The sequence below is a fragment of the Burkholderia sp. NRF60-BP8 genome, from assembly GCF_001522585.2.
Lineage (GTDB): Bacteria > Pseudomonadota > Gammaproteobacteria > Burkholderiales > Burkholderiaceae > Burkholderia.
In genome coordinates, this window is the sequence record NZ_CP013373.1 from 1636234 (window position 1) to 1661503 (window position 25270).

Sequence of the window (25270 nt, forward strand, 5' to 3'; positions counted from 1 at the left end):
CTCACGGGCCGGCCTTCGGCAGGAAGGCAGCAATCGCCGTACCGCGAGCGGGCCCATGCGTTGCGGGACGATCGAGCAGTACCGAGCAGGTATCGATTTTGCTGTCCACATCGGGCAGCAGATTTTCTTACCGGATAAAGGAGCAGATCGATGACGAAATCACCTGCAACCCATGACGCCGTACCTGAATCCAGCGACCCGTTCGTACTGGACCTCAAGAAAATTCGCGAAGACGCGCGCAAGCACATGTCGGACGGCCCGGTCACGCAAACGTACGGCGCGGACCGCACCAAGGTGCTGAAGCTGCTCAATGACGCGCTGGCGACCGAGATCGTCTGCACGCTGCGTTACAAGCGGCATTACTTCATGGCCAGGGGCATCAATTCGGAAGCCGTGGCGCAGGAATTCGCGCAGCATGCGACCGAAGAGCAGGAGCACGCCGACCGGATCGCCGAGCGCATCGTGCAGCTCGGCGGCGAACCCGATTTCGCGCCGGACGGCCTGAAAACGCGTGCGCATTCGGAGTACCGGGAAGGCACGGACCTGACCAGCATGATCGGCGAGAATCTGGTCGCCGAGCGGATTGCCATCGATACGTATCGGGAGATCATCCGCTACCTCGGCGAGAAGGATGTCACGACGCGCCGGCTGTTCGAGGAGATTCTCGCGGTCGAGGAAGAGCATGCCGACGATATGGCCGATCTGCTCCAGGGGCGCGGATAGTCCGTTGAAGACGTCGCGCCGGGGAACCCAGGCAACGCCTGCGGGCTGGGCGATAGGCGCGGGAAGGGCGCCCGATCGGGCCGTCCTTCCCGCGAGAATGTTTTCTGCACCCGGGCGCGCCGGGAGGCGCGGGGCCCGCGAGTCTTCGCACAAGGTGTGCGCGTGCGGTGTTTCTTGAGCTCGAAACGAAAAAAGGCCGGCTGAAAGCCGACCTTTTTAAAAAACAGATGGTGCCCAGGAGAGGACTCGAACCTCCACGATGTTGCCACCGCTAGGACCTGAACCTAGTGCGTCTACCAATTCCGCCACCTGGGCACGTTTTGCAGTAGCTGCTTGCTGCAAAGAAGTGAAATTATAGCGCCCCAATTATTCCTGTCAACATCTTTTTGCGGTGCATCGCAAACCGGCCGCCGCCGTGCGCGGCCGCGGCATTCCCGACATTTGGCGGCACGGGCGGGTGATAGAATGACCCGCCGCCGTCAATATAGAACTGTCTCGGACGGACACCTCTATGTTGATGCCGTGCACCATCGGTCAACGCAACGAGAACAATCATCGACAAACCCTTGAGCAAATATCCGTACCCCATTCCGAGCCGTGAAGAGATTCTCGGCGTGCTGCGTACGAGCGACGCGCCGCTGGCCGCCAACGACATCGCCGAAGCCCTGTCGATCAAGCGTCAGGAGCGCGAGGGGTTCTTCCGGCGTGTCGCCGCGATGGAGCGCGACGGCCAGATCCGCCTCGACAAGCGCGGCCATTACCAGTTGACCCATCCGTCGAATTTCGTCGCGGGGCGTGTGCAGGGGCATCGCGACGGCTACGGGTTCGTGATCCGCGACGACGGCCAGGACGACCTGTTTTTGCCGAACGGCGAAATGCAGAAGGTGATGCACAACGACCGCGTGCTCGCGCGGATCGTCGGCTACGATCGCCGCGGCCGGCCGGAAGGGCATGTCGTCGAAGTCACCGAGCGCGCGAACAAGCGCGTGATCGGCCGCCTGCTGAACGAGAACGGCGCGCTGATCGTCGCGCCGGAAGACAAGCGCATCGGCCACGACATCCTGATCACGCAGAACGTGAAGAAGGCGAAGGTCGGGCAGGTCGTCGTCGTCGAGCTGACCGATTTCCCGAGCCGCCATTCGCAGCCGCTCGGCCGTGTCGTCGAAGTGCTCGGCGATATCGACGATCCGGGCATGGAAATCGAAATCGCGGTGCGCAAGTACGGCGTGCCGCACGAATTCAGCCAGCCGGCGCTCGACGAAGCCGCCGCGCTGCCCGACAAGGTGCGGCCGGCCGACCTGCGTTTTCGCGTCGACCTGCGCGACGTGCCGCTCGTGACGATCGACGGCGAGGACGCCCGCGACTTCGACGACGCCGTCTACTGCGAGCCGGTCAAGGTCGGCCGCGGCGACGGCTACCGCCTGATCGTCGCGATCGCCGACGTGTCGCACTACGTCCAGCCGGGTAGCGGGCTCGATGCCGACGCGCTCGAGCGCAGCACGTCGGTCTACTTCCCGCGCCGCGTGATCCCGATGCTGCCGGAGAAGCTGTCGAACGGCCTCTGTTCGCTGAATCCGCAGGTCGATCGCTGCGTGCTCGCGTGCGACATGGTGATCACCGCGCGCGGCGAGATCAAGGCATACCAGTTCTATCCGGCCGTGATCCATTCGGCGGCGCGCCTGACGTACACCGAAGTCGCGGCCGTGCTGTCGAACACGAAGGGGCCGGAGGCTGCGCGCCGCGCCGATCTGCTGCCGCACCTGCAGGATCTGTACGGCGTCTACAAGTCGCTGTTCGCCGCGCGACAAAAGCGCGGTGCGATCGACTTCGACACGACCGAGACCTATATCGTCTGCAACTCGCAGGGCAAGATCGAGCAGATCGTGCCGCGTCAGCGCAACGACGCGCACAAGCTGATCGAGGAATGCATGCTGGCCGCGAACGTCTGCGCGGCCGATTTCCTGAAGCGCAACAAGCATCCGGGCCTGTACCGCGTGCACGCGGGACCGACGCCGGAGAAGCTGGAGAACCTGCGCGCGTTCCTGCGCGGCATGGGTCTGTCGCTCGGCGGCGGCGACAAGCCGCATGCGAGCGACTACGCGGCGCTGATGGCGCAGATCCGCGACCGGCCGGACGCGCAGATGCTGCAGCCGATGCTGCTGCGCTCGATGCAGCAGGCCGTCTACAGCCCGGACAACATCGGCCACTTCGGTCTCGCGTACGAGGCATACGCGCACTTCACGAGCCCGATCCGCCGTTATCCGGACCTGCTCACGCACCGCGCGATCTACGCGATCCTGTCGGGCAAGAAGTACGCGCCGAAGGCGCCGGAAGGTTTCGAGCTGAATACCGCGCTGTCGCCGCGCGCCCGCGCGATGCAGCAGGCCGACGACGAAGCGCGCGGCCGCTCGCGTTCGAACACGGCGATCTGGGAAGAGCTCGGCCTGCACTGCTCGGCGAACGAACGCCGCGCGGACGAAGCGTCGCGCGACGTCGAAGCGTGGCTCAAGTGCTACTTCATGCGCGACAAGCTCGGCGAGGAGTACGGCGGGATGGTGAACGGCGTGACGTCGTTCGGCATCTTCGTGCAGCTCGACACGCTGTTCATCGAAGGGCTCGTGCACGTGACGGAGCTCGGCTCGGACTACTTCCAGTACGACGAGATCAAGAACGAGCTGCGCGGCGAACGCACGGGTATCCGCTATCGCCTGTCGGATCGCGTGCGCGTGCAGGTGAGCCGCGTCGATCTCGATGCGCGCAAGATCGATTTCCGCCTCGTGCGCGATACGCCGGTGAAGGCGCCGCGGCCGTCGCCCGCGCCGGTTGCCGGCGTCGATCGCAACGGCAGCGGCCCGCGCGTGCGTGCGCTGCCGCCGGCGGAGGAAACCGCGCCGCGCCGCAAGACGGCCGCGAGCGCGCCGAGCGTCGCGGTGAAGGAAGCGCGCGCCGCGCGTGGCGCCGCGAAGAAGAAGGGCGGTGGCGGCGGCGCGCCGGCGAAGCCGGCCGCGAAGAAGGCCCGCGCCCGCAAGAAGTATTGAGCGTTCGGGGCGGCGCAAGCGCATGCCCTGCAGTATCGAGAGACGCCGCGTCACCGGTCATCGGCCGGCCACGCGGCGCTTTCCTTTTCCATGGATCGCGGCTGCGCACGTCGCGCGGCCGCACGTTTGATCGAAGGTTGTTCCAGTCATGTCACGTCTGAAGGTTCTTTACGGTTTTCATGCGGTGACCGCACGTATGCGGCACGATGCGTCGACGGTGGCGGAGGTGCTGTACGACCAGACGCGCCGCGACCGCCGCATGCAGGAGTTCCTGCACGCCGCGAAGGAAGCGGGCGTGCGGCTGATCGCAGCCGACGAAACGCGCCTGTGGGGCCTCGCGCATACCGAGCGCCACCAGGGCGTCGTCGCGCGCGTCGAGGACATGCCGCTCGCGCAGAACCTGTCCGAGCTGCTCGACGGCATCAACGGGCCCGCGCTGCTGCTCGTGCTCGACGGCGTCACCGATCCGCACAACCTCGGCGCGTGCCTGCGGGTCGCCGATTCGGCCGGCGCGCACGCGGTGATCGCGCCGCGCGACCGGGCGGTCGGCCTGAACGCGACCGCGGCCAAGGTGGCGAGCGGCGCGGCCGATACGGTGCCGTACATCACGGTGACGAACCTTGCCCGCGCGCTGCGCGAGCTGAAGGAAGCCGGCGTATGGATCATCGGCACGTCGGACGAGGCGCCGGCGACGCTCTACGAAACGAAGCTCGACGGCCCGGTCGCGCTCGTGATGGGCGCGGAAGGCGAAGGCATGCGCCGGCTCACGCGCGACACCTGCGACGAAGTGATGAGCATCCCGATGGCCGGCAGCGTGGAAAGCCTGAACGTGTCGGTCGCGAGCGGCGTGTGCCTGTACGAGGCCGTGCGCCAGCGGCGCGTGAAGGGCTGACCCCGAGGCTGCCCCCCGAGGCTGATCCGGGGGCCGGCCCGTCCCGCGCGCGATGCGCGGGCATCGAATGACCCGAACGACGCGTGCGCCGATGCAAGCTCTCCGGAATCCGAGACCGATGACCCTGTTCCGTGTCGGCGTCTCCTGCGCCGTGCTCGGCCTGCTGGCGGCCTGTATGTCGCCGACGCTCGTCGATCGCGGCGCCTACTACGCCGACACGAGCCTGCATGCGCGCGGCGCCGATGCGCGGATCCGCTTTCTCGTGATGCATTACACCGAAAGCGACGAGGCGAAATCGCTGCGCACGCTGACCGGCGAGTCGGTCAGCGTGCATTACGTCATCCCGCCGCAGCCGCGCACCGAGCGTGGGATGCCCGTCGTCTACCAGCTCGTTCCGGAAGCGCGGCGCGCGTGGCACGCGGGTATCAGCGAGTGGCAGGGCACGACCGAGCTGAACGCGGTGTCGATCGGCATCGAGAACGTGAACCGCGGCCCGCTCGATCCGCAGCAGCGCACCTGGCAGCCGTATCCGCCCGAACAGGTCGACGCGCTGATCCGCCTGTCGAAGGACATCGTCGCGCGCTACGGGATTGCGCCGACGCGTGTGGTCGGGCACAGCGACATCGCGCCGCAACGCAAGATCGATCCCGGGCCGCTGTTCCCGTGGCATGCGCTCGCGCAAGCCGGCGTCGGCGCATGGCCGGACGGCGCGACCGTCGCCGCACGGCTCGGCGGCCGCGATCCGCACGCGCCGGTCGACGTGCGCGAACTGCAGCTCAAGCTCGCGCGCTACGGCTACGACGTGCCGACCGACGGCGTGCTCGACACGCGCACGCGGCGCGTGTTCGCGGCGTTCCAGATGCATTTTCGGCCGTCCGATTACGCGGGCAATCCGGACGCGGAAAGCGACGCGATCGCGCAGGCGCTGCTCGACAAGTACTTCCCCGGCACGCAAGCAGTGGCCCCCACGCCGGCCGCCGACACGCGCTGAATACGCGGCGCATCGCCCGCGGAAAAACGCGGGACCGTGCGCCGACTCCGGTAAACTGGCGGTTTTCCGCAATCCCGCAGCATTACCACGCCATGACTCAAGACGAACTCAAACGCCTCGTCGGCCAAGCCGCCGCCGATTACGTGATCCAGAACGTACCCGAAGGTGCGGTGATCGGTGTCGGCACCGGCTCGACCGCCAACTGCTTCATCGACGCGCTCGCCGCCGTCAAATCGCGCTATCGCGGTGCCGTGTCCAGCTCGGTCGCCACGACCGAACGCCTGAAATCGCACGGCATCAAGGTGTTCGACCTGAACGAGGTCGAGTCGCTTCAGGTGTACGTCGACGGCGCCGACGAGATCGACGCGAGCGGCGCGATGATCAAGGGCGGCGGCGGCGCGCTGACGCGCGAGAAGATCGTCGCGTCGGTGGCCGACACGTTCGTCTGTATCGCCGACGCCAGCAAGCGCGTGCCGGTGCTCGGCGCATTCCCGCTGCCGATCGAGGTCGTGCCGATGGCACGCACGGCGATCGGCCGGCGCGTGACCGCGCTCGGCGGCGTGCCCGTGCTGCGCGTGACGAAGGACGGCGCGCCCTACATCACGGACAACGGTAACGAGATCGTCGACGTGAAGGGCCTGCAGATCGCCGATCCGCGCGGTTTCGAAGCGCAGGTGAACGCCTGGCCGGGCGTCGTGACGGTCGGCCTGTTCGCCGAGCGCGGCGCGAATCTGTGCTTGCTCGGCACGGAAAACGGCGTTGAAACGATCGTTTATCCGGCTGGCTGAATCTGAATGAGAAGCAGTCCGTAACGGCGCGCTGTCTGCCGTCATGGATTGGATATATAAATCTTGTGGAAACCGGGGTCCGGCAGGCGCGGCGCGCTTCCCGGGCCTTTTTTTTAGCCGTATAAATCACCTCGTTCAAAAGAGGGATAACCCTGTCAGGTGTTTACCAGATAGCGAAATATCGTCGAACTCATCAACTTATAGATCATAAGAACAGTAGTAACCAGGGCCGGCGGAACTGCGGAGCAGGTGTTCGCAAATCGACGCACGGGGAGGTGTCATGGAGCAGGGCAAAGACCGGTCACTGGTCGCCAAAGTGATGGATGGGCTTGTCGCGGGTATCGTCGAAGACAAGTACGGCGGCATCTTGCCGCCACAGGACGTGCTGTCGAAAGAGTTCGACGTGAGCCGCACGGTGATGCGGGAAGCGTTGTCGATGTTGCTTGCGCGCGACATGCTCGACGTGCGTCCGAAAGTCGGTACGCGCGTGCGGCCGATGCGCGACTGGCGGATGATCGACGAAGACGTCGTGAGCTGGCGATTTCGGGCGAAGCCCGATCCGCAGTTCATGCGCGACGTCATCGAATTCCGCATGCTGATCGAACCGCGCGCGACCGCGCAGGCGGCGGTGCGCGCGACGGCGGCCGACATCGCGGGCATTCGCGAAGCGTTCGATGCGTTCAAGGTGCTGCAGCCGGGCGACCCCGGCTACGACACGGCGGACGAGTTGCTGCATACGCGGATCGTCCAGGCGAGCGGCAACCAGTTCTTCCAGCAGATGGCGGCGATCGTGCGCGGGGCAGTGCGTCTCGTGAATCCGCGCGTCGTGCAGAAGGAAGGCGCGCACGACATCGCGGTGAAGGCGCATGCGCGCGTCGTCGATGCGATCGAACGGCGCGACCCGCGCGAAGCCGAAGCGGCCTCGCTCGCGCTGATCGATTTCAGCGCGGACGAGATTTCGCGCGATTTCTCGGTCGACGTGCCGGTGCGGGCCTGACGCCGCGCGTATCGCTCATCCGTGTGCCGGGCCGTTTATCATGACGGCCGGCCGGCAGCGTGCCGGCAACCGTCATACGACCGACACGGAAGATCAGGATGAACGACAACGACCATCGCCCGGTGCGCTTCGGCATCGTCGGTGCGGGCAGCATTGCGCGCCGCTTCGCGCAAAGCCTCGCGCACGTGCCGGGCGCCACGCTCGCCGGCGTCTGGGCCCGCCGCGCCGACGCAGCGGCCGCCTTCTGCGAGACATACGGCGGCACGCCTGCCGCGTGCCTCGACGCGCTCCTCGCGAGCGATATCGACGCGGTCTACATCGCGACGCTCCATGACAGTCACGCGCAGTACACGCTGGCCGCATTGGCCGCCGGCAAGGCCGTGCTGTGCGAGAAGCCCGCGGCGCTGAACGCCGTGCAGCTCGACACGGTGCTGCACGCGGCGCGCGATGCCGGGCGGCTCTTCATGGAGGCGATGAAGCCGCCGTTCTTCCCGCTGTACCGTCAGTTGCGCGCGCATCTGCGCGACGATCCGATCGGCGAGATCCGGCTCGTGCGGGCCGGCTGCGCATCGTCGTCGGTGCCGGCGGACCATTCCGTCTATCGGCTCGATCGCGCGGGCGGCGCGCTGCTCGATATCGGCATCTACGAGGCGTTCCTTGCCATCGACTGGCTCGGCGCGGCGCGCGACGTGCAGACGCTCGGCCGCGTCGGCGCGACGGGTGTCGACCTGTTCGCGAGCCTGAACAGCGTGCATGCGAACGGCGGGATCGCGCAGCTCTTTTGCGGCCTCGACGTGATGGGGCGCGGCGATGCGCTGATCGCCGCGGCGGGCGGCCACGTGACGATTCACGAGAAGTGGTGGAACCCCGCGCGGGCGACGATCCGCTACGCGGACGGGCGCACCGTCGAGCTCGACGCGCCGGTCGACGGCGGCGGGCTGAACTACGAAACCGCGCATTTCTGCGACCTGCTGCGCGCGGGCGAGATCGAAAGCCCGATCATGACGCACGACCATTCGCGGCAGATGATCGCGATGACCGACGCGGCGCGCGCCGTGCTCGGCGTGCGTTATTCGGGCGAGTAAGCGGCAAGGCGGGTGCCGGGCCCGCGAGCGCGGCCCGGTGCAATTGCGCGGCTCAGTGCCGCGACGGCAGCGACAGGCGCTTTTCGTACCAGCGCTGTACCCATTCGAGAATCTGGCACAGGATCCAGTACACGGCCGCGGCGGCGAGATAGAGCGGCAGCGGCTGATAGGTCGCCGCGATCACTTCCTGCGCGCTGCGCAGCAGTTCGGTCACGGTGATCACCGACACGAGCGACGTGTCCTTGATCAGGCTGATCAAGCTGTTCGACAGGCTCGGCACCGCGATGCGCAGCGCCTGCGGGCCGATCACGTAGCGCAGCGTCTGCCCCCACGACAGCCCGAGGCTGTACGCGGCGAGCCACTGGCCGCGCGCGATCCCGTTGATCGCGCCGCGCATGCTTTCCGACATGTAGGCCGCGACGTTCGCGGACAGCGCGATCACGCCGGCCGGCGTCGGGTCGAGCGAGATGCCGAGGCTCGGCAGCCCGTAATAGATGACGAAGATCTGCACGAGCAGCGGCGTGCCGCGCATCAGGCTCACGTACGCGCGCGCCAGCCACGCGAGCGCGTTGACCCAGATGCGCTCGAAGCCGTCGAGCGCTTCGCTTTGCCGGATGCCCATCATCGCGAGCACGACGGCGCCAAGCAGGCCGAACACCATCGACAGCACGGCGAACTTGACGGTCAGTACGGCACCCTGGGCGAGCACCGGCAGCGATTGGACGAGCAGGGACGTTGTCGACATGGAATACGAAGCGAATGCGTGCGCGAAAGCGCAATCATAAACCGGACCGATAAAACAAAGGGCGGCATCGTTGCGGATGCCGCCCTTTCCGGCCCGCCGTCGGGCGGGAAAATGCAGGCGTGCTTACTTGATCGGTTTCGTCACGTCGATGCCGAACCACTTGTCGGAGATCTTCGTGAACGTGCCGTCGGCCTCGAGTTGCGCCATCGCGTCGTCGATCGCCTTCTGGAACTTCGGGTTGCCCTTCTTGAACGGGATGCCCGACGGGTTCGCCGAGCCGACGTTCGCGCCCGGGCGCAACGGCAGATCGGAATTCTTCGTCAGGTACGCGAGCATCAGGCGGTCGTTGAGCGCCGCGTCGAGGCGGCCGGCCGCGAGATCGCGCAGGTACTCGGGCGCGCCCGGGTACGTCTTCACGTCGATGCCCGGCACCGATTTCGCCATGTCCATGTAGTTCGTGCCGAGCGCGACGCCGAGCTTCTTGCCCTTCAGGTCTTCCAGCGACTTGAACTGGCGCGTGTCGTCCTTGCGCTGGATCAGCTGCGCGGACGAGTACGTGTACGCCGGCGAGAAGTCGAGCGTTTCCTTGCGCTTGTCGGTGATGCCGACCTGGTTGGCGATCACGTCGAACTTGCCGGCCTGCAGGCCGGCGATGATGCCGCTCCATTCGGTCGTCACGAATTCGGCCTTCACGCCGAGCTTCGCCGCGACGGCCTTCGCGATGTCGACGTCGAAGCCGACGAGCTCGCCTTGCGGGCTCTTCGAGTTGAACGGCGGGAACGTGCCTTCGAGACCGACCCGCAGCGTGCCGCGTTGCTTGACCTGATCGAGGAGGTCGGCCGCATGCGCGGTTGTCGCAGCGAACGACGTGCCGATCACGCCGGCAACCAGCAGCTTCTTCAGCAGCGAAAATTTCATCGTGAGTGTCCTTGCCCTGTCCGGGTCAATGATTCGGATAACGAGGTCGATGATAGCGAAAATGCTATCGATATCTAAATATTGTTTGCTTATGACTATATTACGCGCTGCGTTCGCGGGCAATTGCCTTCACGCACTCCGACACGAGTGCCGGGCCGCGATAGATGAAGCCGGTATAGAGCTGGACGAGCGCCGCGCCGGCCGCCAGCTTCGCACGCGCGTCCTCGCCCGAAAAAATGCCGCCGACGCCGATGATCGGCACGTCGTTGCCGACTTCCGCGTGCAGCTTGCGGATCACTTCGTTCGACGCATCGAACACCGGGCGGCCCGACAGGCCGCCGGCTTCGTCCGCGTGCGGCAGGCCCTGGACGGCCGCGCGCGACAGCGTCGTATTGGTGGCGATGACCGCTTCGATCTTGTGGCGCAGCAGCGTGTCGCCGATTTCCTTGACCTGTTCGTCGTCGAGGTCGGGCGCGATCTTCAGCGCGAGCGGCACGAGCTTGCCGTGCAGGTCGGCGAGGCGCTGCTGCTTGTCCTTCAGCGCGGCGAGCAGCGCGTCGAGTTCGCCCGCGCCCTGCAACTGGCGCAGGTTCTTGGTGTTCGGCGACGAGATGTTGATCGTCACGTAGCTCGCGAACGGGTACACGCGCTCGAGGCAGTACAGATAATCCTCGGCCGCGCGCTCGATCGGCGTGTCGGCGTTCTTGCCGATGTTCAGGCCGAGGATGCCGCGGTAGCGGGCGGCCTGGACGTTCTTCACGAACTGGTCGACGCCGTGGTTGTTGAAGCCCATCCGGTTGATCAGCGCTTCGGCCTGCGGCAGCCGGAACATCCGCGGGCGCGGATTGCCGGGCTGCGGGCGCGGCGTGACCGTGCCGACCTCGATGAAGCCGAAACCGAGCGCCGCGAGGCCGTCGATGGCCGCGCCATCCTTGTCGAGGCCGGCCGCGAGGCCGACCGGATTGCGGAACGTGAGCCCCATCACGGTGCGGGGCGCGTCGGGCACGCGGGCCGATAGCGCGCAGGCGAGGCCCGTGCGGCCGGCCGCGCCGAGCGCGCGCAGCGTAAGGTGGTGAGCGTCTTCCGCATCCATTTTGAACAGGGATGCGCGGGCCAGCGGGTAGAGGGAACTGAACACGGGAATGGGGCGGGCAGCCGAAATGAATGACAACCCGCTATTTTACCGGGAGTTGCACGGCACGGGCGTGCTTCGCTCCGTAGCCGCCGCGACGCGCGTCAGCCCGTGCCCGAATGTCCGCCCGGCAATGGCGCGCGCGCGAGCGCCGCGTCGACGGGCGGCAGGTCGACCCGTTCGGGGTCGAGCGCCTTCCAGCGCCCGTCGATCAGGCCTTCGAGCGGATGGAAGTTCGCCTTGTAGGCCATCTTCGGACTCTCGCGGATCCAGTAGCCGAGGTACACGTAGGGCAGCCCGAGGCTCTTCGCCTGTTCGATCTGCCACAGGATGTTGTAGGTGCCGTAGCTCGTGTGCCGCTCGTCGGGCTCGAAGAACGTGTACACCGACGACAGCCCGTCGCCGAGGATGTCGATCATGCTGACCATCCGCAGCTTGCCGGGTTCGCCGCCTGGTGCGTCGAGGTCGCGGAATTCGACGAGGCGCGAATTGATCCGGCTTTGCAGCAGGAACTGTTCGTACTGGTCGCGGCTGTCGCGATCCATGCCGCCGCCCGCGTGGCGCGCGGACTGGTAGCGCATGTAGAGCGCGTAATGCTCTTCGTCGTAGTGCAGCGGCGAGACCGTCGCGACCAGCGCGCGGTGCCGCTTCCACATCCTGCGCTGCGTGCGCGTCGGCACGAACTTGCCGGCCGGCACGCGCACCGGCACGCATGCGCGGCAGCCGTCGCAGTACGGGCGGTACGTGAAGACGCCCGAGCGGCGGAAGCCGGCCTTCACGAGTTCGGTGTAGATGTCGGAATTGATCAGGTGGCTCGGCGTCGCGACTTGCGAGCGTGCGATGCGGCCGTCCAGATAGCTGCACGGATAGGGCGCCGTTGCATAGAATTGCAGCGCCGAAAGCGGTGAAAGCGGCAGCTCAGTCGGGTGAGTCATGGGCAGCTCTCGATGCAGGGAAGGAGTGCCGCGCTAGCGCTCGGTCCCGGAGGGCGCCGCCGTTTCGGCGGGGCTCGTCAGCGCGGCGAGCACGCGCTTGTCGAACTGCCACGGAATCGGCGGTTCGGCTACCGCGCGGCGCACGTGAGCGACAAAGGCCTTGCGTGCGATCTCGCGGCCGCCGAGCGACGCTAGATGCGACGTATTCTGCTGGCAGTCTATCATTTCCAGCCCGTGCTCGCGAAGGTGCGCGACGAGCGCGGCCAGCGCGATTTTCGACGCATCGGTCACGTCCGCATACATCGACTCGCCGAAAAACATCCGGCCGAACGAGACGCCGTAGAGGCCGCCGACGCGGCGCCCGCCGTGCCACGTCTCGATGCTGTGCGCGTTGCCGGTGCGGTAGAGCGACGTATAGGCGTCGATGATCTCGGCGGTGATCCAGGTGCCGCGCTGCCCGCGGCGCGGCGCCTGCGCGCACGCGCGCATCACGCCGGGAAAGTCGTGATCGACGCGCACCTCCCATTCCGGCTCGCGCAGCACGCGCTTGAGCGTCTTGCGCAGCGACGGCGCGACCTTGAATTCGGCCGGCACGAGGATCATGCGCGGGTCCGGGCTCCACCACAGCACCGGCTGGCCGTCCGAATACCACGGGAAGATGCCGCGCAGGTAGGCGTCGATGAGGCGCGACGGCAGCAGGTCGGCGCTCGCGGCGAGCAGCCCGGGGGCGCCGGTCGCGGGGCCGAGCGCGCGTTCGATGGACGGAAACGGATCGTCCGGACCGAGCCAGGGAACCATGGGTGCGGGGCTCAGCCGTTGCGCAGCGAGCGGAAGATATCGCCGGTGTGCACGCCGTAATCGCCGGCGGCGCGATCGGCGAAGAAGAAGCGCAGCGTCTGGCTGACGGTCGGGAACGCGATCTCGTCCCACGGGATGTCGGCTTCGTCGAACAGTTTGACTTCGAGGCTTTCCTCGCCGGCTTCGAAACCCGGATCGGTGAGCCGCGCAAGGTAGAACAGGTGGACCTGGTGCACGTGCGGCACGTTGAGCAGCGTGAACAGGTTCTGCACCTCGACGCGCGCGCCGGCTTCCTCGAGCGTTTCGCGCGCGGCGGCCTCCGCGGTCGTTTCGCCCATTTCCATGAAACCCGCCGGCAGCGTCCAGAATCCGTAGCGCGGTTCGATCGCGCGGCGGCACAGCAGGATCTGGTCGCCCCAGACCGGGACCGTGCCGACGACGTTGCGCGGATTCTGATAGTGGATCGTGCCGCAGTGATCGCAGACGAAGCGCTCGCGGTTGTCGCCCGGAGGAATGCGCGCAAGGACTTCGTGACCGCAGACGGAGCAGAATTTCATGTCGAGTGGAAGGGACGAGTTGATGCGAGTGTATCACCGGGCCGCGGCATTCTCGAACGCCCGCGCATGCCGCGGCGTGTCGCGCGAAACGGCGCTCGCGTGCGCGACGCCCGGACGCGCAAAAACAAAAAGCCCGGCGCGAAGCCGGGCTTTTTGCGAAATTCTGGACGGTTGGTTGCGGGGGTAGGATTTGAACCTACGACCTTCGGGTTATGAGCCCGACGAGCTGCCAGACTGCTCCACCCCGCGTCCGTCGAAGAAATAGATTATATGGGCTATCCAGAATGCGTGCAAGTATTTTCTGATGGCCGGATGGTGGGCCCCGGCGGGGCCGGTACGGGGAAGCACGTGCGCTAGAATCGAGCGGTTTGTATCGTCATCCCGGCAGCGGCCCTGCGCGATCGCCTCGGCGCCGTTGCGACTCTCACTACTGCATCGACGGATTCATGGACATCGCTCACGATCTGCAATCGATCGGCGCGCAGGAACAGGCGCTCGTGTTTCCCCATTTCGACCCGGCCCGCGCATGGGCGCTCGGCAACCGCATGCATGCGCTCGCGACGTCGCGCGGTCATGCGATCGCGATCGACATCGTCACGTTCGGCCAGCCGCTGTTTTACGCGGCGCTCGCCGGCGCGACGCCCGACAATGCCGACTGGGTGCGCCGCAAGCGCAACGTCGTCGCGCATTTTCGCCGCAGCTCGTACGCGATCGGCCTGCGCATGCAGCAGGCCGGCGCGACGCTCGCGGACAAGCACGGGTTGCCGGTCGCGGAGTACGCGTCGCACGGCGGTTCGTTTCCGCTGACTGTCGCCGGCGCCGGCGTGATCGGCTCGATCACGGCGTCCGGGCTGCCGCAGCGCGCGGACCACGAGTTCGTCGTCGAGGCGCTGTGCGCCGAGCTCGGTCACGACTATGCGGTACTGGCCCTCGCAAGGAGCTGAGCGATGCAACTGCCCGGTTACGCATGGCTCGCGATCGCGATCGTCGCGGAAGTGATCGGCACGTCCGCGCTGCGCGCGGCGGACGGTTTCACGCGCTTGTGGCCGTCGGTGCTCGTCGTCGCCGGTTACGGCGTCGCGTTCTACTGCCTGTCGCTCACGTTGCGCACGATGCCCGTCGGCATCATCTATGCAGTCTGGTCGGGTGCCGGCATCGTGCTGATCACGCTCGTCGCGATGCTGCTCTATCGCCAGGTGCCGGACGTGCCGGCGGTGATCGGCCTCGGGCTGATCATCTCGGGCGTCGTGGTGCTGAACCTGTTTTCGAAGATGCAGGCGCACTGAGCGTGCGCCTGCCGTTTGCCGGATGACCTTCATGACCGATTCCACTTCCGCCGCCGTTTCCGCCGAATCCGCCCAGCCCGACGTGCGTGCGTATGTCGCGAACCGCATCGGCTTTCTCGAACTGAACCGGCCGAAGGCGTTGAACGCGCTGTCGGTCGGCATGATCCGGCTGATGCAGCAGGCGCTCGACACGTGGCGCGACGATCCCGACGTCGTCGCGGTCGTCGTGCACAGCCCGCATCCGCGCGCATTCTGCGCGGGCGGCGACGTGCGCTTCTTCCACGACGCGTGGCAGCGCGGCGACCGCGATGCGGTCGACACGTTCTTCATCGAGGAATACACGCTCAATCATGCGATCTTCACGTATCCGAAGCCGTACATCGCGTTGATGCACGGCGTCGTGATGGGCGGCGGCATGGGAATTTCGCAGGCGGCGCGGCATACGGGCGGCCTGCGCGTCGTGACCGACTCGACGAAAATGGCGATGCCCGAAACGCGCATCGGCCTGTTCCCGGACGTCGGAATGAGCTGGTTCCTCGCGCGTACGCCCGGCGCGATCGGCCGTTATCTCGCGGTGACGGGCGCGACGCTCGACGCGGCCGGCGCGCTGTACGCGCAACTCGCCGACGTCTATCTGCCCGATGCCGCGCTGCCGGCGCTGCTCGACACGCTGCGCAGCGTGCGTCTCGACAGCGGTGCGCAGGCCGTCGCCTGCGTGACCGATGCCGCCGCCGCGCACAAGGTCGTGCCGACGCCGGACACGTCGGCGCTCGCCGACGCGCGTGCCGGGATCGACCGGCATTTCGCGCAGCCCGATCTCGACGCGATCCTTGCGTCGCTCGACGCCGAGCAGGATTGCGCGGCGGTCGACGGGTGGGTCGAGAAGGCGACCCACGCGATGCGCGAGCAGCTGTCGCCGCTGTCGATGGCCGTGTCGCTCGAAGTCGTCGAACGCGCGCGCGGCGCGACGATGGCCGATTGCCTGCGGCGCGATCTCGATCTCACGCGCTCGACCTTCGCGCGCGGCGACGTGATCGAAGGCGTGCGTGCGCTGATCGTCGACAAGGATCACGAGCCCGTGTGGCGTTTCAAGTCGGCCGCCGACGTCGACCGTGCCGACGTGCTCGCGATGTTCGACAGCCCGTGGACGGCCGACACGCATCCGCTGCGCAAGCTGAAAGACTGACGTCGATGGGGCCGGCGCGTGCGGCCGATCGACGCGCGACGCAGAAACGGAAAGGCCGCGTGCATGTGCGCGCGGCCTTTTTCATGGACGTCAGCCGGTCCGGGCCAGACGGGCGTGTCGTTCGCGCCGGCGTTATTCGTCGCCCGCGTCGTCCGACATGAACGCGCGCATGAACACGAGCGCGCCGAAGCCCCACACCGCGTTCGCCGCGAAGCCGGCCGCGAGCACGGGCAACATGTTGCCCGACGGCCAGATACCGCGCAGCGGATCGATCGCGAACACGCGGGCGGCCGTCAGCACGATACCGCCGAACACGAGCGCGCCGACCCACGATGCTTCGCGTTCCGGCGAGACGCGCAACAACCACGCCATCGGAATCGCACAGCACGCGCTGATCAGCGCATTCGCGACAAATTCAGGAATGCCGAGCGGCGCGAACGGTTGTGTCGAGAAGCCGGTCGCGGCGATCAGGTCGGCCGTGTGAAGGAGGGCGAGGGTGGCCTCGCGGAAGAACAGAGCGGCCAGGAAGCCGGACAGGAAGGGCAGGATGACTTTCTGCATCGATGAGCGCACCGCGGGCGCGCACGGCGGGGGCCGGACGCGCGGAGTTATTCGGATAGGTGCGTCATTATAGGGCCCCGCCGCGGCGATATTCGCTCCAGCGTCGTGCTAATCACGAAAGCGGAAAACCTAAGCTCAAAAAAATCGTTCCAAAGCCCTGTACCGATCCCTAGACTGATTTCCCGGAAACAGCCGTGCGATCGCGTCCTCGTCCGCTGCACGGCCTGACCGGCGAGCCATCCCGATTCGAATGCGCACCATGCATGCGTCGCTCATCCACGACGCGAGCAGGACGACGTTTTTTCAAATTTCGGCAGTGACAGTCAAGCAGGAGCAGCAGATGAATGTGTTCTGGTTTATTCCCACGCACGGCGACAGCCGCTATCTCGGCACGGCCGAAGGCGCACGTGCCGCGGACTACGATTACTTCAAGCAGGTCGCCGTGGCGGCGGACACGCTCGGCTACGACGGCGTGCTGCTGCCGACCGGTCGTTCCTGCGAGGATGCGTGGGTCGTCGCGTCGAGCCTCATTCCGGCAACGCAGCGCCTGAAGTTCCTGGTCGCCGTGCGCCCGGGCATCGCTTCGCCGGGGTTGGCCGCGCGGATGGCCGCGACGTTCGACCGCCTGTCGGGCGGCCGCCTGCTGATCAACGTCGTCACGGGCGGCGATGCGGCCGAGCTCGGAGGCGACGGTCTCTTCGCCGATCACGACACGCGCTACGAGATCACCGACGATTTCCTGAACATCTGGCGCGGGCTGCTGACCGCGTCGCACGACAACGACGGATTCGACTACATCGGCAAGCACCTGCAGTCGAAAGGCGGCAAGGCGCTGTATCCGCCCGTGCAGCACCCGCATCCGCCGCTGTGGTTCGGCGGCTCGTCGCCGGCCGCTCACGCGATTGCCGCCGATCACATCGATACCTACCTGACCTGGGGCGAGCCGCCCGAGGCCGTCGCGAAGAAGATCGCCGACATCCGCGCCCGTGCCGACGCGCGCGGCCGCAAGATCAAGTTCGGCATCCGCCTGCACGTGATCGTGCGCGAGACCGAGGACGAAGCGTGGCGTGACGCCGAGCGGCTGATCAGCCGGCTCGACGACGACACGATCGCGCGTGCGCAGAAGGCGTTCGCGAACATGGATTCGGAAGGCCAGCGCCGGATGGCCGCGCTGCACGGCGGCAAGCGCGGCGGTCGCGAGACGCTCGAGGTCTATCCGAACCTGTGGGCCGGTGTGGGGCTCGTGCGCGGCGGCGCCGGCACGGCGCTCGTCGGCAATCCCGAGCAGGTCGCGGAACGCATGCGCGAATACGCGGATCTCGGCATCGAGACGTTCATCCTGTCCGGCTATCCGCACCTCGAGGAGTCGTATCGCTTCGCAGAGCTCGTGTTCCCGCTGATCAAGGGCAAGGGCGTCGAGAAGGCGGCCGGCCCGCTGTCGGGGCCGTTCGGCGAGATCGTCGGCAACAACTATCTGCCGAAGACGAGCCAGAGCTGAGCGAACGGAGGCTTGCGATGACAACGAAAACGTCGACGACGGGTGTCGCCGTGGCCGCCCGCGCATGGCGCGGCGTCGCGCCGTGGCTCGTGCCGCTCGCGTTGCTGGTGGCGTGGGAAGTCGGTGCGCGCACCGGCTGGCTGTCGACCCGCGTGCTGCCCGAGCCGGTGGCGGTCGTGCGCGCGGCGTGGTCGCTCGTGACGTCGGGCGAAATGTGGGCGAACGTGAAAGTGAGCACGTGGCGTGCGCTGTTCGGCTTCGCGATCGGCGGCGGCGTCGGCCTCGCGCTGGGGCTGGCGACCGGGCTGTCGAAAGCCGCCGAGGTCGCGCTCGACTCGACGATCCAGATGATCCGCAACATCCCGGCGCTCGCGATGATCCCGCTCGTGATCCTGTGGTTCGGCATCGACGAGAAGGCGAAGCTGTTCCTCGTCGCGCTCGGCGTGTTCTTCCCCGTCTACATCAATACCTATCACGGGATCCGTTCGGTCGACGCGAACCTGATCGAGATGGCGAAGAGCTACGGCGTGCGCGGCTTCGCGCTGTACCGCGACGTGATCCTGCCCGGCGCGTTGCCGTCGATCCTCGTCGGCGTGCGTTTCGCGCTCGGGCTGATGTGGGTGATGCTGATCGTCGCGGAGACGATCTCCGCGCAGTCGGGCATCGGCTACATGACGATGAACGCACGTGAATTCCTGCAAACCGACGTGGTGGTGGTCGGCATCCTGCTGTACGCGGTGCTCGGCAAACTGGCCGACGTGCTGGCGAAATGGCTCGAACGCGTGACGCTGCGCTGGCACCCCGCTTATCAATCAGGAGCAAAGGCATGAATGCGACGACTTCGGCGGCCGCCTACGGCCCGCTCGCCGGCGCAGACCTCGAGGCCGAGCTGGCGCAGGCCCGCGTCGCGGACGGCGATGCACGCGATGCGGCGATCCTCGAACGCGACGGCGGCGCATCGGTCGTGCCGCTCGCACGGCGGCGCGCGGGCGGCCCGGCTCCCGACGATGCGGTCACCCTGTCGGGTGTCAGCAAGCGCTTCGGCGCCCGCGCGGTACTCGACAACGTCGAGCTCGGCATCGCGCGCGGCAGCTTCGTCGCGATCGTCGGCCGCAGCGGCTGCGGGAAATCGACGCTGCTGCGTCTCGTCGCCGGGCTCGAGCAGCCGAGCAGCGGCGCGCTCGTGACGCGCGGCGAGGGCGGCGGCGTGCTCGATACGCGGATCATGTATCAGGATGCGCGCCTGCTGCCGTGGAAGACCGTGCTGCAGAACGTGATGCTGGGCCTCGGCCGCGGTGCGCGCGACCAGGCCCGCGCGGTGCTCGACGAAGTCGGGCTGCTGGAACGCGCGAACGACTGGCCCGCGCAATTGTCGGGGGGGCAGCGGCAGCGCGTCGCACTGGCCCGCGCGCTCGTGCACCGGCCGCAACTGCTGTTGCTCGACGAGCCGCTCGGCGCACTCGATGCGCTTACCCGCATCGAAATGCATGCGCTGATCGAGCGCCTGTGGCGCGAGCACCGGTTCACCGCGCTGCTCGTCACGCACGACGTGCAGGAGGCCGTTGCGCTCGGCGACCGCATCCTGCTGATCGAGCAGGGGCGCGTGGCGCTCGACCAGTCGGTGCCGCTCGAGCGGCCGCGTGCCCGTGCGTCGGCCGCATTCGCGGCACTGGAGGATCGCGTGCTGAAACGCGTGCTCGCCGGCGGCCCCGGCACGGCCGATCAACACGCGGAACAAGCAGCAGACGAGGTTCGACCGGTCGGGCAGATCCGCTGGGCCGTTTAATTCCGGGCGGCTCCGGCCGCCCGTTCTGAGACTTTTTTCTTCGGAGCGATCATCCCGATGAGCATCACTGCAATCAACGTACGGAACCAGTTCAAGGGCAAGGTCAAGGAGATCATTCGCGGGTCCGTGGTTTCCGAAGTCGACGTCGAGACGCCGTTCGGCATCGTCACGTCGGTGATCACCACCCGTTCGGTGGACGAACTCGAACTGAAGGTCGGCGCCGAAGTCGTCGCGCTCGTGAAGTCGACGGAAGTATCGATCGCGCGCCTCTGAGCGCGTGCGTCGCGCATCGGTGCGCCGCCGCCGGGTGGGCGCGTGCCCGGTGGCGCCGCATGTGCATCCGCGCCGCGCGTTTGCCTCGGTATTCGACTCCCGGACGAAGTGCTAGGATGGAACGACACCGATGCCGGAGGCGAACGCATGACCCCCATCCTTTCCCCCGAAGCCATCGAGGCGCTGAAATGGATCGACCAGTTCGGCGACAGCCGGCCGGTTCCCCCCGTGTTCGACGACGTCGTCCATGCGTTGCTGAATGACGGGCTGATCTATCTGGCGGCGGCCGACCGGGTCGATCTGACGGCCGATGGCCGGTCTTTCTTGTCCGACGAATACGATTGAGCGCGCGGCGCCGGCCGCTCGGGCGGCCTGGCGCGGCGTCGTCACGGAGCGTGCGATGGAACCGAGAGGCAGCGACCTCGGCGATTTCAGCGAGCCGTACCGCGGTTTCGAGATCGAGGTGAAGACCGAGCAGGTCTGGGACGGCGAGCATGCGCACTATCGCGTGCTGCAGGGCGAGGTCGTGCGGATCGACTGGCGGCCGGTCAAGGTCGACGGGATGCTGCTGACCGAGCGGCGCGTGATCGAGCGCGTGCTCGACGAGGCACGCCGGGCGGTCGATGCGGAGCTGGGCGACGGCTAGCGCACGCGTCGGGCGGGGGCGGCCAGGATTGCGGTAAAATATTCGGTTGTTTCCGCGCCGTCTGGCCTGTACCCGATTCCATGTCCGTTCCGTCCTCGCTTCCTCCCCGCCGTGTATCCGTCGCGCCGATGCTCGACTGGACCGACCGTCATTGCCGGTCGTTTCACCGCACGCTGACGCGCAACACGTGGCTGTATACGGAGATGATCACGACGGGCGCGCTGCTGTTCGGCGACGCCCAGCGGCATCTTGCGTTCACGCCGAGCGAATCGCCGATCGCGCTGCAACTGGGCGGCAGCGAGCGGGACGATCTCGCGCGTGCGGCGAAGCTCGGCGAGCAATGGGGCTACGACGAAATCAACCTGAATTGCGGGTGTCCGTCCGAGCGCGTGCAGCGCGGCGCGTTCGGCGCATGCCTGATGAACGAGCCGCAACTCGTCGCCGATTGCGTGAAGGCGATGCGCGATGCGGTGTCGGTGCCGGTGACGGTCAAGCACCGGATCGGTGTCGATGCGGTCGAGGACTACGCGTTCGTGCGCGACTTCGTCGGCACGGTGGCCGAGGCCGGTTGCGAGACGTTCGTCGTGCATGCCCGCAACGCGATCCTGAAGGGGTTGTCGCCGAAGGAGAATCGTGAGATCCCGCCGCTCAAGTACGACTATGCGTATCGGTTGAAGCGCGATTTTCCGTCGCTGGAGATCGTGATCAACGGCGGCATCACGACGCTCGATGAAGTCGAGCAGCATCTCGAGCACGTCGATGGCGTGATGCTCGGCCGCGAGGCCTATCACAACCCGTACGTGCTGGCGGAGGTCGATGCGCGCTTTTACGGATCGAGCGCAGCGGTGCCGACGCGCGAAGAGGCCGAGGCGCAACTGATCGCGTATTGCGCGGCCGAGCTGAAGCGCGGCACCTACCTCGGCGCGATCGTGCGGCACGCACTCGGACTGTATCGTGGCATGCCGGGCGCGCGTGGCTGGCGTCGTGTGCTGTCGGACAACAAGAAGCTCGCGCGCGGCGATCTGGCCGTGTTCGACGAGGCACGTGCGCATCTGAACGAAGCCGAAGAAATTTTTGAAAAAAAGGCTTTGCAAGATTCAAAAGTGTTCGTATAATCTTGTTCTTCGCTGCTGAAACAAAACAGCGAAACGAAGCAAGCAGTATCAGTGGTGGCTGTAGCTCAGTTGGTAGAGTCCAGGATTGTGATTCCTGTCGTCGTGGGTTCGAGTCCCATCAGCCACCCCAACGAATTCAAGCAAAAAGCCCGGTTCATTGAACCGGGCTTTTTGCTTTCTGGCGTTCGGATACAGCCACGGTGTGTTTTGGTCACGGCGTCTTTAACGAAGTGGCGCACCGTATTCAATGAATCGCCGCGATACCATCTCGGCCTCGCGCTTCAAAAGACCGATAGCGCTAAAGCGCACTGCGCGACAGCAGCATCAAGCGCATGAAAGCGGACACCCTATACGCAAGACAATCGAATGCCGGAGCGATGAATTCGACGGTTACGAAATCATCGTCGCGTTCGTGCAGCCGGCTCCCCGGCGGCACGTGGATGATGAACGTTCGGGTTCGCGCAGACGGAATCGAGTTGCCTCGTCGATATGACTTCGATGCCGAATATCAGACCGTCGGGCGACGCGAGGCGGGCAGGAATCGAAATCGGGCGTGCGATCGTGCGTGGTATCGACCGATCGCACCGCTTGTCTGGCATCCCCGTTGTGGATGACGGACATGGCGGCGAGACCGCGAGCGTACTGCATATCGCGTTTCCGTGTCGTTGCGACGACAACGTTCGTATCAGTTTGCCCGCGACGCTTCCTTTCCGCCTAAGGTTCCCGCGCGCCGTGCCGTTATCTTGCCTGGACAGCCCTCGTGCCTCGAATGCTGATCCGTTTTCTTGCCTGCTCGCGCAAAACGCGAGCAGGCTTTTTTCGTTTACGGCGTTCGCAACCCGCCGATTGGCGGAATCGAACAGGGGCTTGGCGCAAACCGACAAAGCGCAACAGTCTTACACGCGTGTAATGTATGACCTTCCTCGTGCCCTCATGCTTTGCAGGGCCGTTCGATCCCGACGACCGGAGAAGGTGTCGGGATTTTTTTTGCCGCGTCCGACCTTCCGACGATGAGCCCCTGCGAAATGCCTCCCGCAAAGCACGGTATATTTTGCGACGACACATGCCGATCGAGAGAACGAGCACGAGGAGTTGCTACCGATGCCGGACACCCGGACCACACTGCGCGCCGCGACGGCGCACGACGCGAACCACATTGCTCGCCTGCACACGCTGAGCTGGCAAACCGCTTATAGCCACATCCTTCCGGCCACCTATCTGTCCGACGAGGCGCCGACCGAGCATGCGATTCGTTGGCGCAAGTATTTCGATCGCAACGCGCGCGACTGGGGCTTCGTGCTGATCGCCGAATCGAATGGCGAGCCGGTCGGCTTCGTCAGTGCCGAGCGCCCCGTCGATCCGGCGCTGGGTGTGTTGCTTGACTGCCTGCACGTTCATCCGTCGCATCATGGCGGCGGCACGGGCAAGCGCATGATCGAAGCGGTTCGCGCATGGGCGCGGTCGATCGGCGTGGACAAGGTCCATCTGCAGGTGCTGGAGGGCAACGTGCGTGCGATCGGGTTCTACGAACACAACGGCTGGCAATTGGCCGGTGTCGAAACGAGCCGCATCGGCCGGACGGAAGTGATCGACCGGATTTACGCGATCCAGGCTTGAACGCGTTGCCGGCGTCGGCGTGCCACGCACGCGCGTGCAGCCGCGGTCGGCCCGCTACGGCATCGCGGCCGGTGAAATCCGAACGGACTGCGCGATCATTCGCCGCAATACCGGACAAGCAAATCGGCTTCGGTTTCGTGGATTTCGACAGGCAAGATCGTCGCACCGGCATAGGCGAGATAGCGCGCACGATGCTGGCCGTTACGGAACGACGCGACGCCGATTTTCGACAGGCCGGGAATGCCGAGCAGCGTTCGCGTTCTCATCTCGCGAAACGTGATGAACGGCATGTCCGGAATCCGGTCCCGGTCCGGATCGAGGAATTCGCGAATGCCCGCGGCCTTGCCGGGTGCCCAATACTGAACCGACGGCAGCACATAGTCGGTGGTGTCGCGGTCGGCGCAGGTCAGCAGTTTCTTCAAGTCGACCGTCACGACCCGATGTCGAGAGTCGTCGGACGAAAATACCCGCTTGAGGTGCGTGTAGGCATAGGGCGCGTGCCCGGGAAGCTGGACGATCCAGACATCTACGCCGCCTTGTCGTGCGTGAGCGAGCGTCATTGATTTCCCCTGGTGGCGCAAGCGGCCCTCGTGATTCGAGTTTAGCAGCGCGGACGGCTGTACAGCAGTTCGATACCAAAAATAGGAAAATGGAGCGACTTACGGCTCAATCGACAAAAAGAATGGGAACGATCATGGGTTGACGATCCATATCGACAGGTTGCGAGAATATCGCAATACTGCCAGCGAGAATGAAGCCCTGCGCGAAATTCACGCAAGATTCACACGGTGTCGCGAAGCACGCCGGACATCGTGAAAAATGAGAGAGCGCATTGAGCGAAGAAGCCATGTCGTCGAAACTCGAGATCGAATATCTGGATTACTGCTTCACGGCGACGCTCGAAATCGCCGAGTCCGGCCGTACCGTCGTCGTCGACAGGCAACTCGAATCCGAGGTGCGAAGCAAGACGCTCGCATGGATCGTATTCGATCGTTTTCTCGAGCGAAACGATTTCGCCGACGAGGTGGACGCGCGCGCCAATATCGTCGACTGGCTGGAGCGGCTTGCCGATCCGAGGCCCGTCGCATCGACTGCGATTGCGAAGGTGAGCGCGGGAGCAACCGGCGCGGTGGCGGCAGATTCGTCGGCAGCCGACATCGTCGGCGGCGCTGCTATTGAAATCGTCAGCAATCTCGACTGGATCGATCTGGTTGCCGACTGGTTTTCCAACGGCTCGTTGTAGCGACGAACTCGTATTTTCATGACGCAGATCATTGCGCGCAAGAAATCCCGCGCGAAAAAACGAGGCGGAAATCGCATCGTGCGAAAAAAATAGAATAATCCTGCTTTGACAATACTTGCGATTTACCGGAAGCTGCGCTTTTTGGCCTGAAAAATCGACTTGATTAAAAAATAAAACGCCGGAATGAAAAGACGAACGCTGTCTCCCGGCTTTTCGTCGACGAGGCCGGCAAGCAGTGCGTCGCGCTTGAATCATGACGGTATTCGCCGGCACGCGAGCATGCCGGTTGCCGTCGCGTTGTCACTAAAGGGTGAGTTGCCGCACAGACCGCCGCGCGACCCGAGATCACAATTTGACCGGTTGACCGTTCTTCCCCGGCCCGGTCAACCATTTCCCCGCTCGCTCGCGCAGGAGCGGGGGCTTTTTGCCCCCCGACGCCGGAAAGTTGCGTCGGCGGAAC

Annotated in this window: 27 protein-coding genes and 3 tRNA genes; 20 read left to right on the plus strand and 10 right to left on the minus strand. The window is 65.9% G+C overall.

Translation table 11 applies throughout. The features are described from left to right. Positions 1–150 precede the first annotated feature (150 nt). Positions 151–723 (plus strand): ferritin-like domain-containing protein, encoded by a 573-nt coding sequence (locus tag WS54_RS20955; protein WP_034207163.1) that lies wholly within the window; start codon positions 151–153, stop codon positions 721–723. 228 nt (positions 724–951) lie between these two features. Here the strand turns inward: WS54_RS20955 and WS54_RS20960 are convergent. Then, positions 952–1038: transfer RNA gene (locus tag WS54_RS20960), tRNA-Leu, on the minus strand. 251 nt (positions 1039–1289) lie between these two features. On the opposite strand from WS54_RS20960, the gene rnr reads away from it, so the two are divergent. The 6 genes from rnr to WS54_RS20990 all read left to right on the plus strand — a co-directional run bounded on the left by rnr (position 1290) and on the right by WS54_RS20990 (position 8514). Continuing rightward, complete coding sequence (gene rnr, locus WS54_RS20965; RefSeq protein WP_059785546.1) at positions 1290–3761, plus strand: ribonuclease R; 2472 nt, start codon at positions 1290–1292, stop codon at positions 3759–3761. Positions 3762–3909: 148 nt separating this feature from the next. Beyond that, on the plus strand, positions 3910–4653 hold the full coding sequence (gene rlmB, locus WS54_RS20970) for a 23S rRNA (guanosine(2251)-2'-O)-methyltransferase RlmB (RefSeq protein ID WP_034207165.1): 744 nt from the start codon (positions 3910–3912) through the stop codon (positions 4651–4653). Positions 4654–4771: 118 nt separating this feature from the next. After that, positions 4772–5644, plus strand: coding sequence for an N-acetylmuramoyl-L-alanine amidase (locus WS54_RS20975; RefSeq protein WP_059785549.1), 873 nt, complete (start codon positions 4772–4774; stop codon positions 5642–5644). 92 nt (positions 5645–5736) lie between these two features. Beyond that, positions 5737–6432 carry a ribose-5-phosphate isomerase RpiA gene (gene rpiA, locus WS54_RS20980; RefSeq protein WP_034207167.1) on the plus strand — a complete coding sequence of 232 codons (696 nt, stop codon included), beginning with the start codon at positions 5737–5739 and terminating at the stop codon, positions 6430–6432. Between the two features lie 280 nt (positions 6433–6712). Further along, positions 6713–7429 (plus strand): FadR/GntR family transcriptional regulator, encoded by a 717-nt coding sequence (locus tag WS54_RS20985; RefSeq protein ID WP_006476118.1) that lies wholly within the window; start codon positions 6713–6715, stop codon positions 7427–7429. A 98-nt stretch (positions 7430–7527) separates the two neighbouring features. Further along, positions 7528–8514, plus strand: coding sequence for a Gfo/Idh/MocA family protein (locus tag WS54_RS20990; RefSeq protein ID WP_059785552.1), 987 nt, complete (start codon positions 7528–7530; stop codon positions 8512–8514). 52 nt (positions 8515–8566) lie between these two features. Here the strand turns inward: WS54_RS20990 and WS54_RS20995 are convergent, their stop codons facing one another. The 7 genes from WS54_RS20995 to WS54_RS21025 all read right to left on the minus strand — a co-directional run bounded on the left by WS54_RS20995 (position 8567) and on the right by WS54_RS21025 (position 13848). Further along, a complete protein-coding gene (locus WS54_RS20995; RefSeq protein ID WP_006484207.1) occupies positions 8567–9259 on the minus strand; it encodes an amino acid ABC transporter permease in 693 nt (230 codons plus the stop codon). A 123-nt stretch (positions 9260–9382) separates the two neighbouring features. Next, positions 9383–10177 carry a cystine ABC transporter substrate-binding protein gene (locus tag WS54_RS21000; RefSeq protein ID WP_059785555.1) on the minus strand — a complete coding sequence of 265 codons (795 nt, stop codon included), beginning with the start codon at positions 10175–10177 and terminating at the stop codon, positions 9383–9385. Between the two features lie 100 nt (positions 10178–10277). Further along, on the minus strand, positions 10278–11315 hold the full coding sequence (locus tag WS54_RS21005) for a quinone-dependent dihydroorotate dehydrogenase (protein ID WP_027807358.1): 1038 nt from the start codon (positions 11313–11315) through the stop codon (positions 10278–10280). A 98-nt stretch (positions 11316–11413) separates the two neighbouring features. Continuing rightward, positions 11414–12244, minus strand: coding sequence for an arginyltransferase (locus WS54_RS21010; RefSeq protein WP_034207170.1), 831 nt, complete (start codon positions 12242–12244; stop codon positions 11414–11416). A 33-nt stretch (positions 12245–12277) separates the two neighbouring features. Then, entirely contained in the window at positions 12278–13042 is a 765-nt protein-coding gene (gene aat / locus WS54_RS21015) for a leucyl/phenylalanyl-tRNA--protein transferase (RefSeq protein ID WP_059785558.1), read from the minus strand. Between the two features lie 11 nt (positions 13043–13053). After that, positions 13054–13599: an NUDIX hydrolase gene (locus tag WS54_RS21020; protein WP_006476111.1), complete on the minus strand. Its 546-nt coding sequence runs from the start codon at positions 13597–13599 to the stop codon at positions 13054–13056. Between the two features lie 172 nt (positions 13600–13771). Then, positions 13772–13848, minus strand: a tRNA-Met gene (locus WS54_RS21025). Positions 13849–14045: 197 nt separating this feature from the next. Between WS54_RS21025 and WS54_RS21030 the strand changes: the two genes are divergently transcribed. Genes WS54_RS21030 through WS54_RS21040 form a run of 3 tightly spaced genes read left to right on the plus strand, consistent with a single transcriptional unit; the run spans position 14046 to position 16071 of the window. After that, complete coding sequence (locus WS54_RS21030; protein ID WP_006476110.1) at positions 14046–14543, plus strand: heme-degrading domain-containing protein; 498 nt, start codon at positions 14046–14048, stop codon at positions 14541–14543. A 9-nt stretch (positions 14544–14552) separates the two neighbouring features. Next, entirely contained in the window at positions 14553–14885 is a 333-nt protein-coding gene (locus WS54_RS21035; protein WP_373557168.1) for a DMT family transporter, read from the plus strand. A gap of 31 nt (positions 14886–14916) precedes the next feature. Next, a complete protein-coding gene (locus WS54_RS21040; protein WP_059785970.1) occupies positions 14917–16071 on the plus strand; it encodes an enoyl-CoA hydratase/isomerase family protein in 1155 nt (384 codons plus the stop codon). 132 nt (positions 16072–16203) lie between these two features. On the opposite strand, the gene WS54_RS21045 is transcribed toward WS54_RS21040, so the two are convergent. Next, positions 16204–16632, minus strand: a complete 429-nt coding sequence (locus WS54_RS21045) for a hypothetical protein (RefSeq protein ID WP_059785560.1) — start codon at positions 16630–16632, stop codon at positions 16204–16206. A gap of 340 nt (positions 16633–16972) precedes the next feature. Here WS54_RS21045 and ssuD point away from each other — a divergent pair, with 340 nt between their 5' ends. The 9 genes from ssuD to WS54_RS21095 all read left to right on the plus strand — a co-directional run bounded on the left by ssuD (position 16973) and on the right by WS54_RS21095 (position 23567). Further along, a complete protein-coding gene (gene ssuD / locus WS54_RS21050; protein WP_059785973.1) occupies positions 16973–18130 on the plus strand; it encodes an FMNH2-dependent alkanesulfonate monooxygenase in 1158 nt (385 codons plus the stop codon). Between the two features lie 17 nt (positions 18131–18147). After that, positions 18148–18960, plus strand: a complete 813-nt coding sequence (ssuC, locus tag WS54_RS21055) for an aliphatic sulfonate ABC transporter permease SsuC (RefSeq protein ID WP_059785563.1) — start codon at positions 18148–18150, stop codon at positions 18958–18960. Beyond that, the gene (locus WS54_RS21060; protein WP_059785566.1) at positions 18957–19916 is read left to right on the plus strand and encodes an ATP-binding cassette domain-containing protein; all 960 of its coding nucleotides are present in this window, start codon (positions 18957–18959) and stop codon (positions 19914–19916) included. Before ssuC ends, WS54_RS21060 begins: the two co-directional genes overlap by 4 nt. Positions 19917–19973: 57 nt before the next feature. Further along, entirely contained in the window at positions 19974–20189 is a 216-nt protein-coding gene (locus WS54_RS21065) for a TOBE domain-containing protein (protein ID WP_006476104.1), read from the plus strand. Positions 20190–20336: 147 nt separating this feature from the next. Next, entirely contained in the window at positions 20337–20534 is a 198-nt protein-coding gene (locus WS54_RS21070; RefSeq protein ID WP_034207176.1) for a hypothetical protein, read from the plus strand. Between the two features lie 55 nt (positions 20535–20589). Continuing rightward, entirely contained in the window at positions 20590–20835 is a 246-nt protein-coding gene (locus tag WS54_RS21075; RefSeq protein ID WP_034207177.1) for a hypothetical protein, read from the plus strand. Positions 20836–20963: 128 nt separating this feature from the next. Further along, the gene (gene dusA / locus WS54_RS21080; RefSeq protein WP_059785570.1) at positions 20964–21950 is read left to right on the plus strand and encodes a tRNA dihydrouridine(20/20a) synthase DusA; all 987 of its coding nucleotides are present in this window, start codon (positions 20964–20966) and stop codon (positions 21948–21950) included. 54 nt (positions 21951–22004) lie between these two features. After that, positions 22005–22080 (plus strand) — tRNA-His (locus tag WS54_RS21085). Positions 22081–23051: 971 nt separating this feature from the next. After that, positions 23052–23567, plus strand: coding sequence for a GNAT family N-acetyltransferase (locus tag WS54_RS21095; protein WP_059785573.1), 516 nt, complete (start codon positions 23052–23054; stop codon positions 23565–23567). Positions 23568–23662: 95 nt separating this feature from the next. Here the strand turns inward: WS54_RS21095 and WS54_RS21100 are convergent, their stop codons facing one another. Then, positions 23663–24127, minus strand: coding sequence for a plasmid fertility inhibition factor family protein (locus tag WS54_RS21100; RefSeq protein ID WP_059785576.1), 465 nt, complete (start codon positions 24125–24127; stop codon positions 23663–23665). A 287-nt stretch (positions 24128–24414) separates the two neighbouring features. On the opposite strand from WS54_RS21100, the gene WS54_RS21105 reads away from it, so the two are divergent. Continuing rightward, positions 24415–24810, plus strand: a complete 396-nt coding sequence (locus tag WS54_RS21105; protein ID WP_059785579.1) for a hypothetical protein — start codon at positions 24415–24417, stop codon at positions 24808–24810. Positions 24811–25270 lie beyond the last annotated feature (460 nt).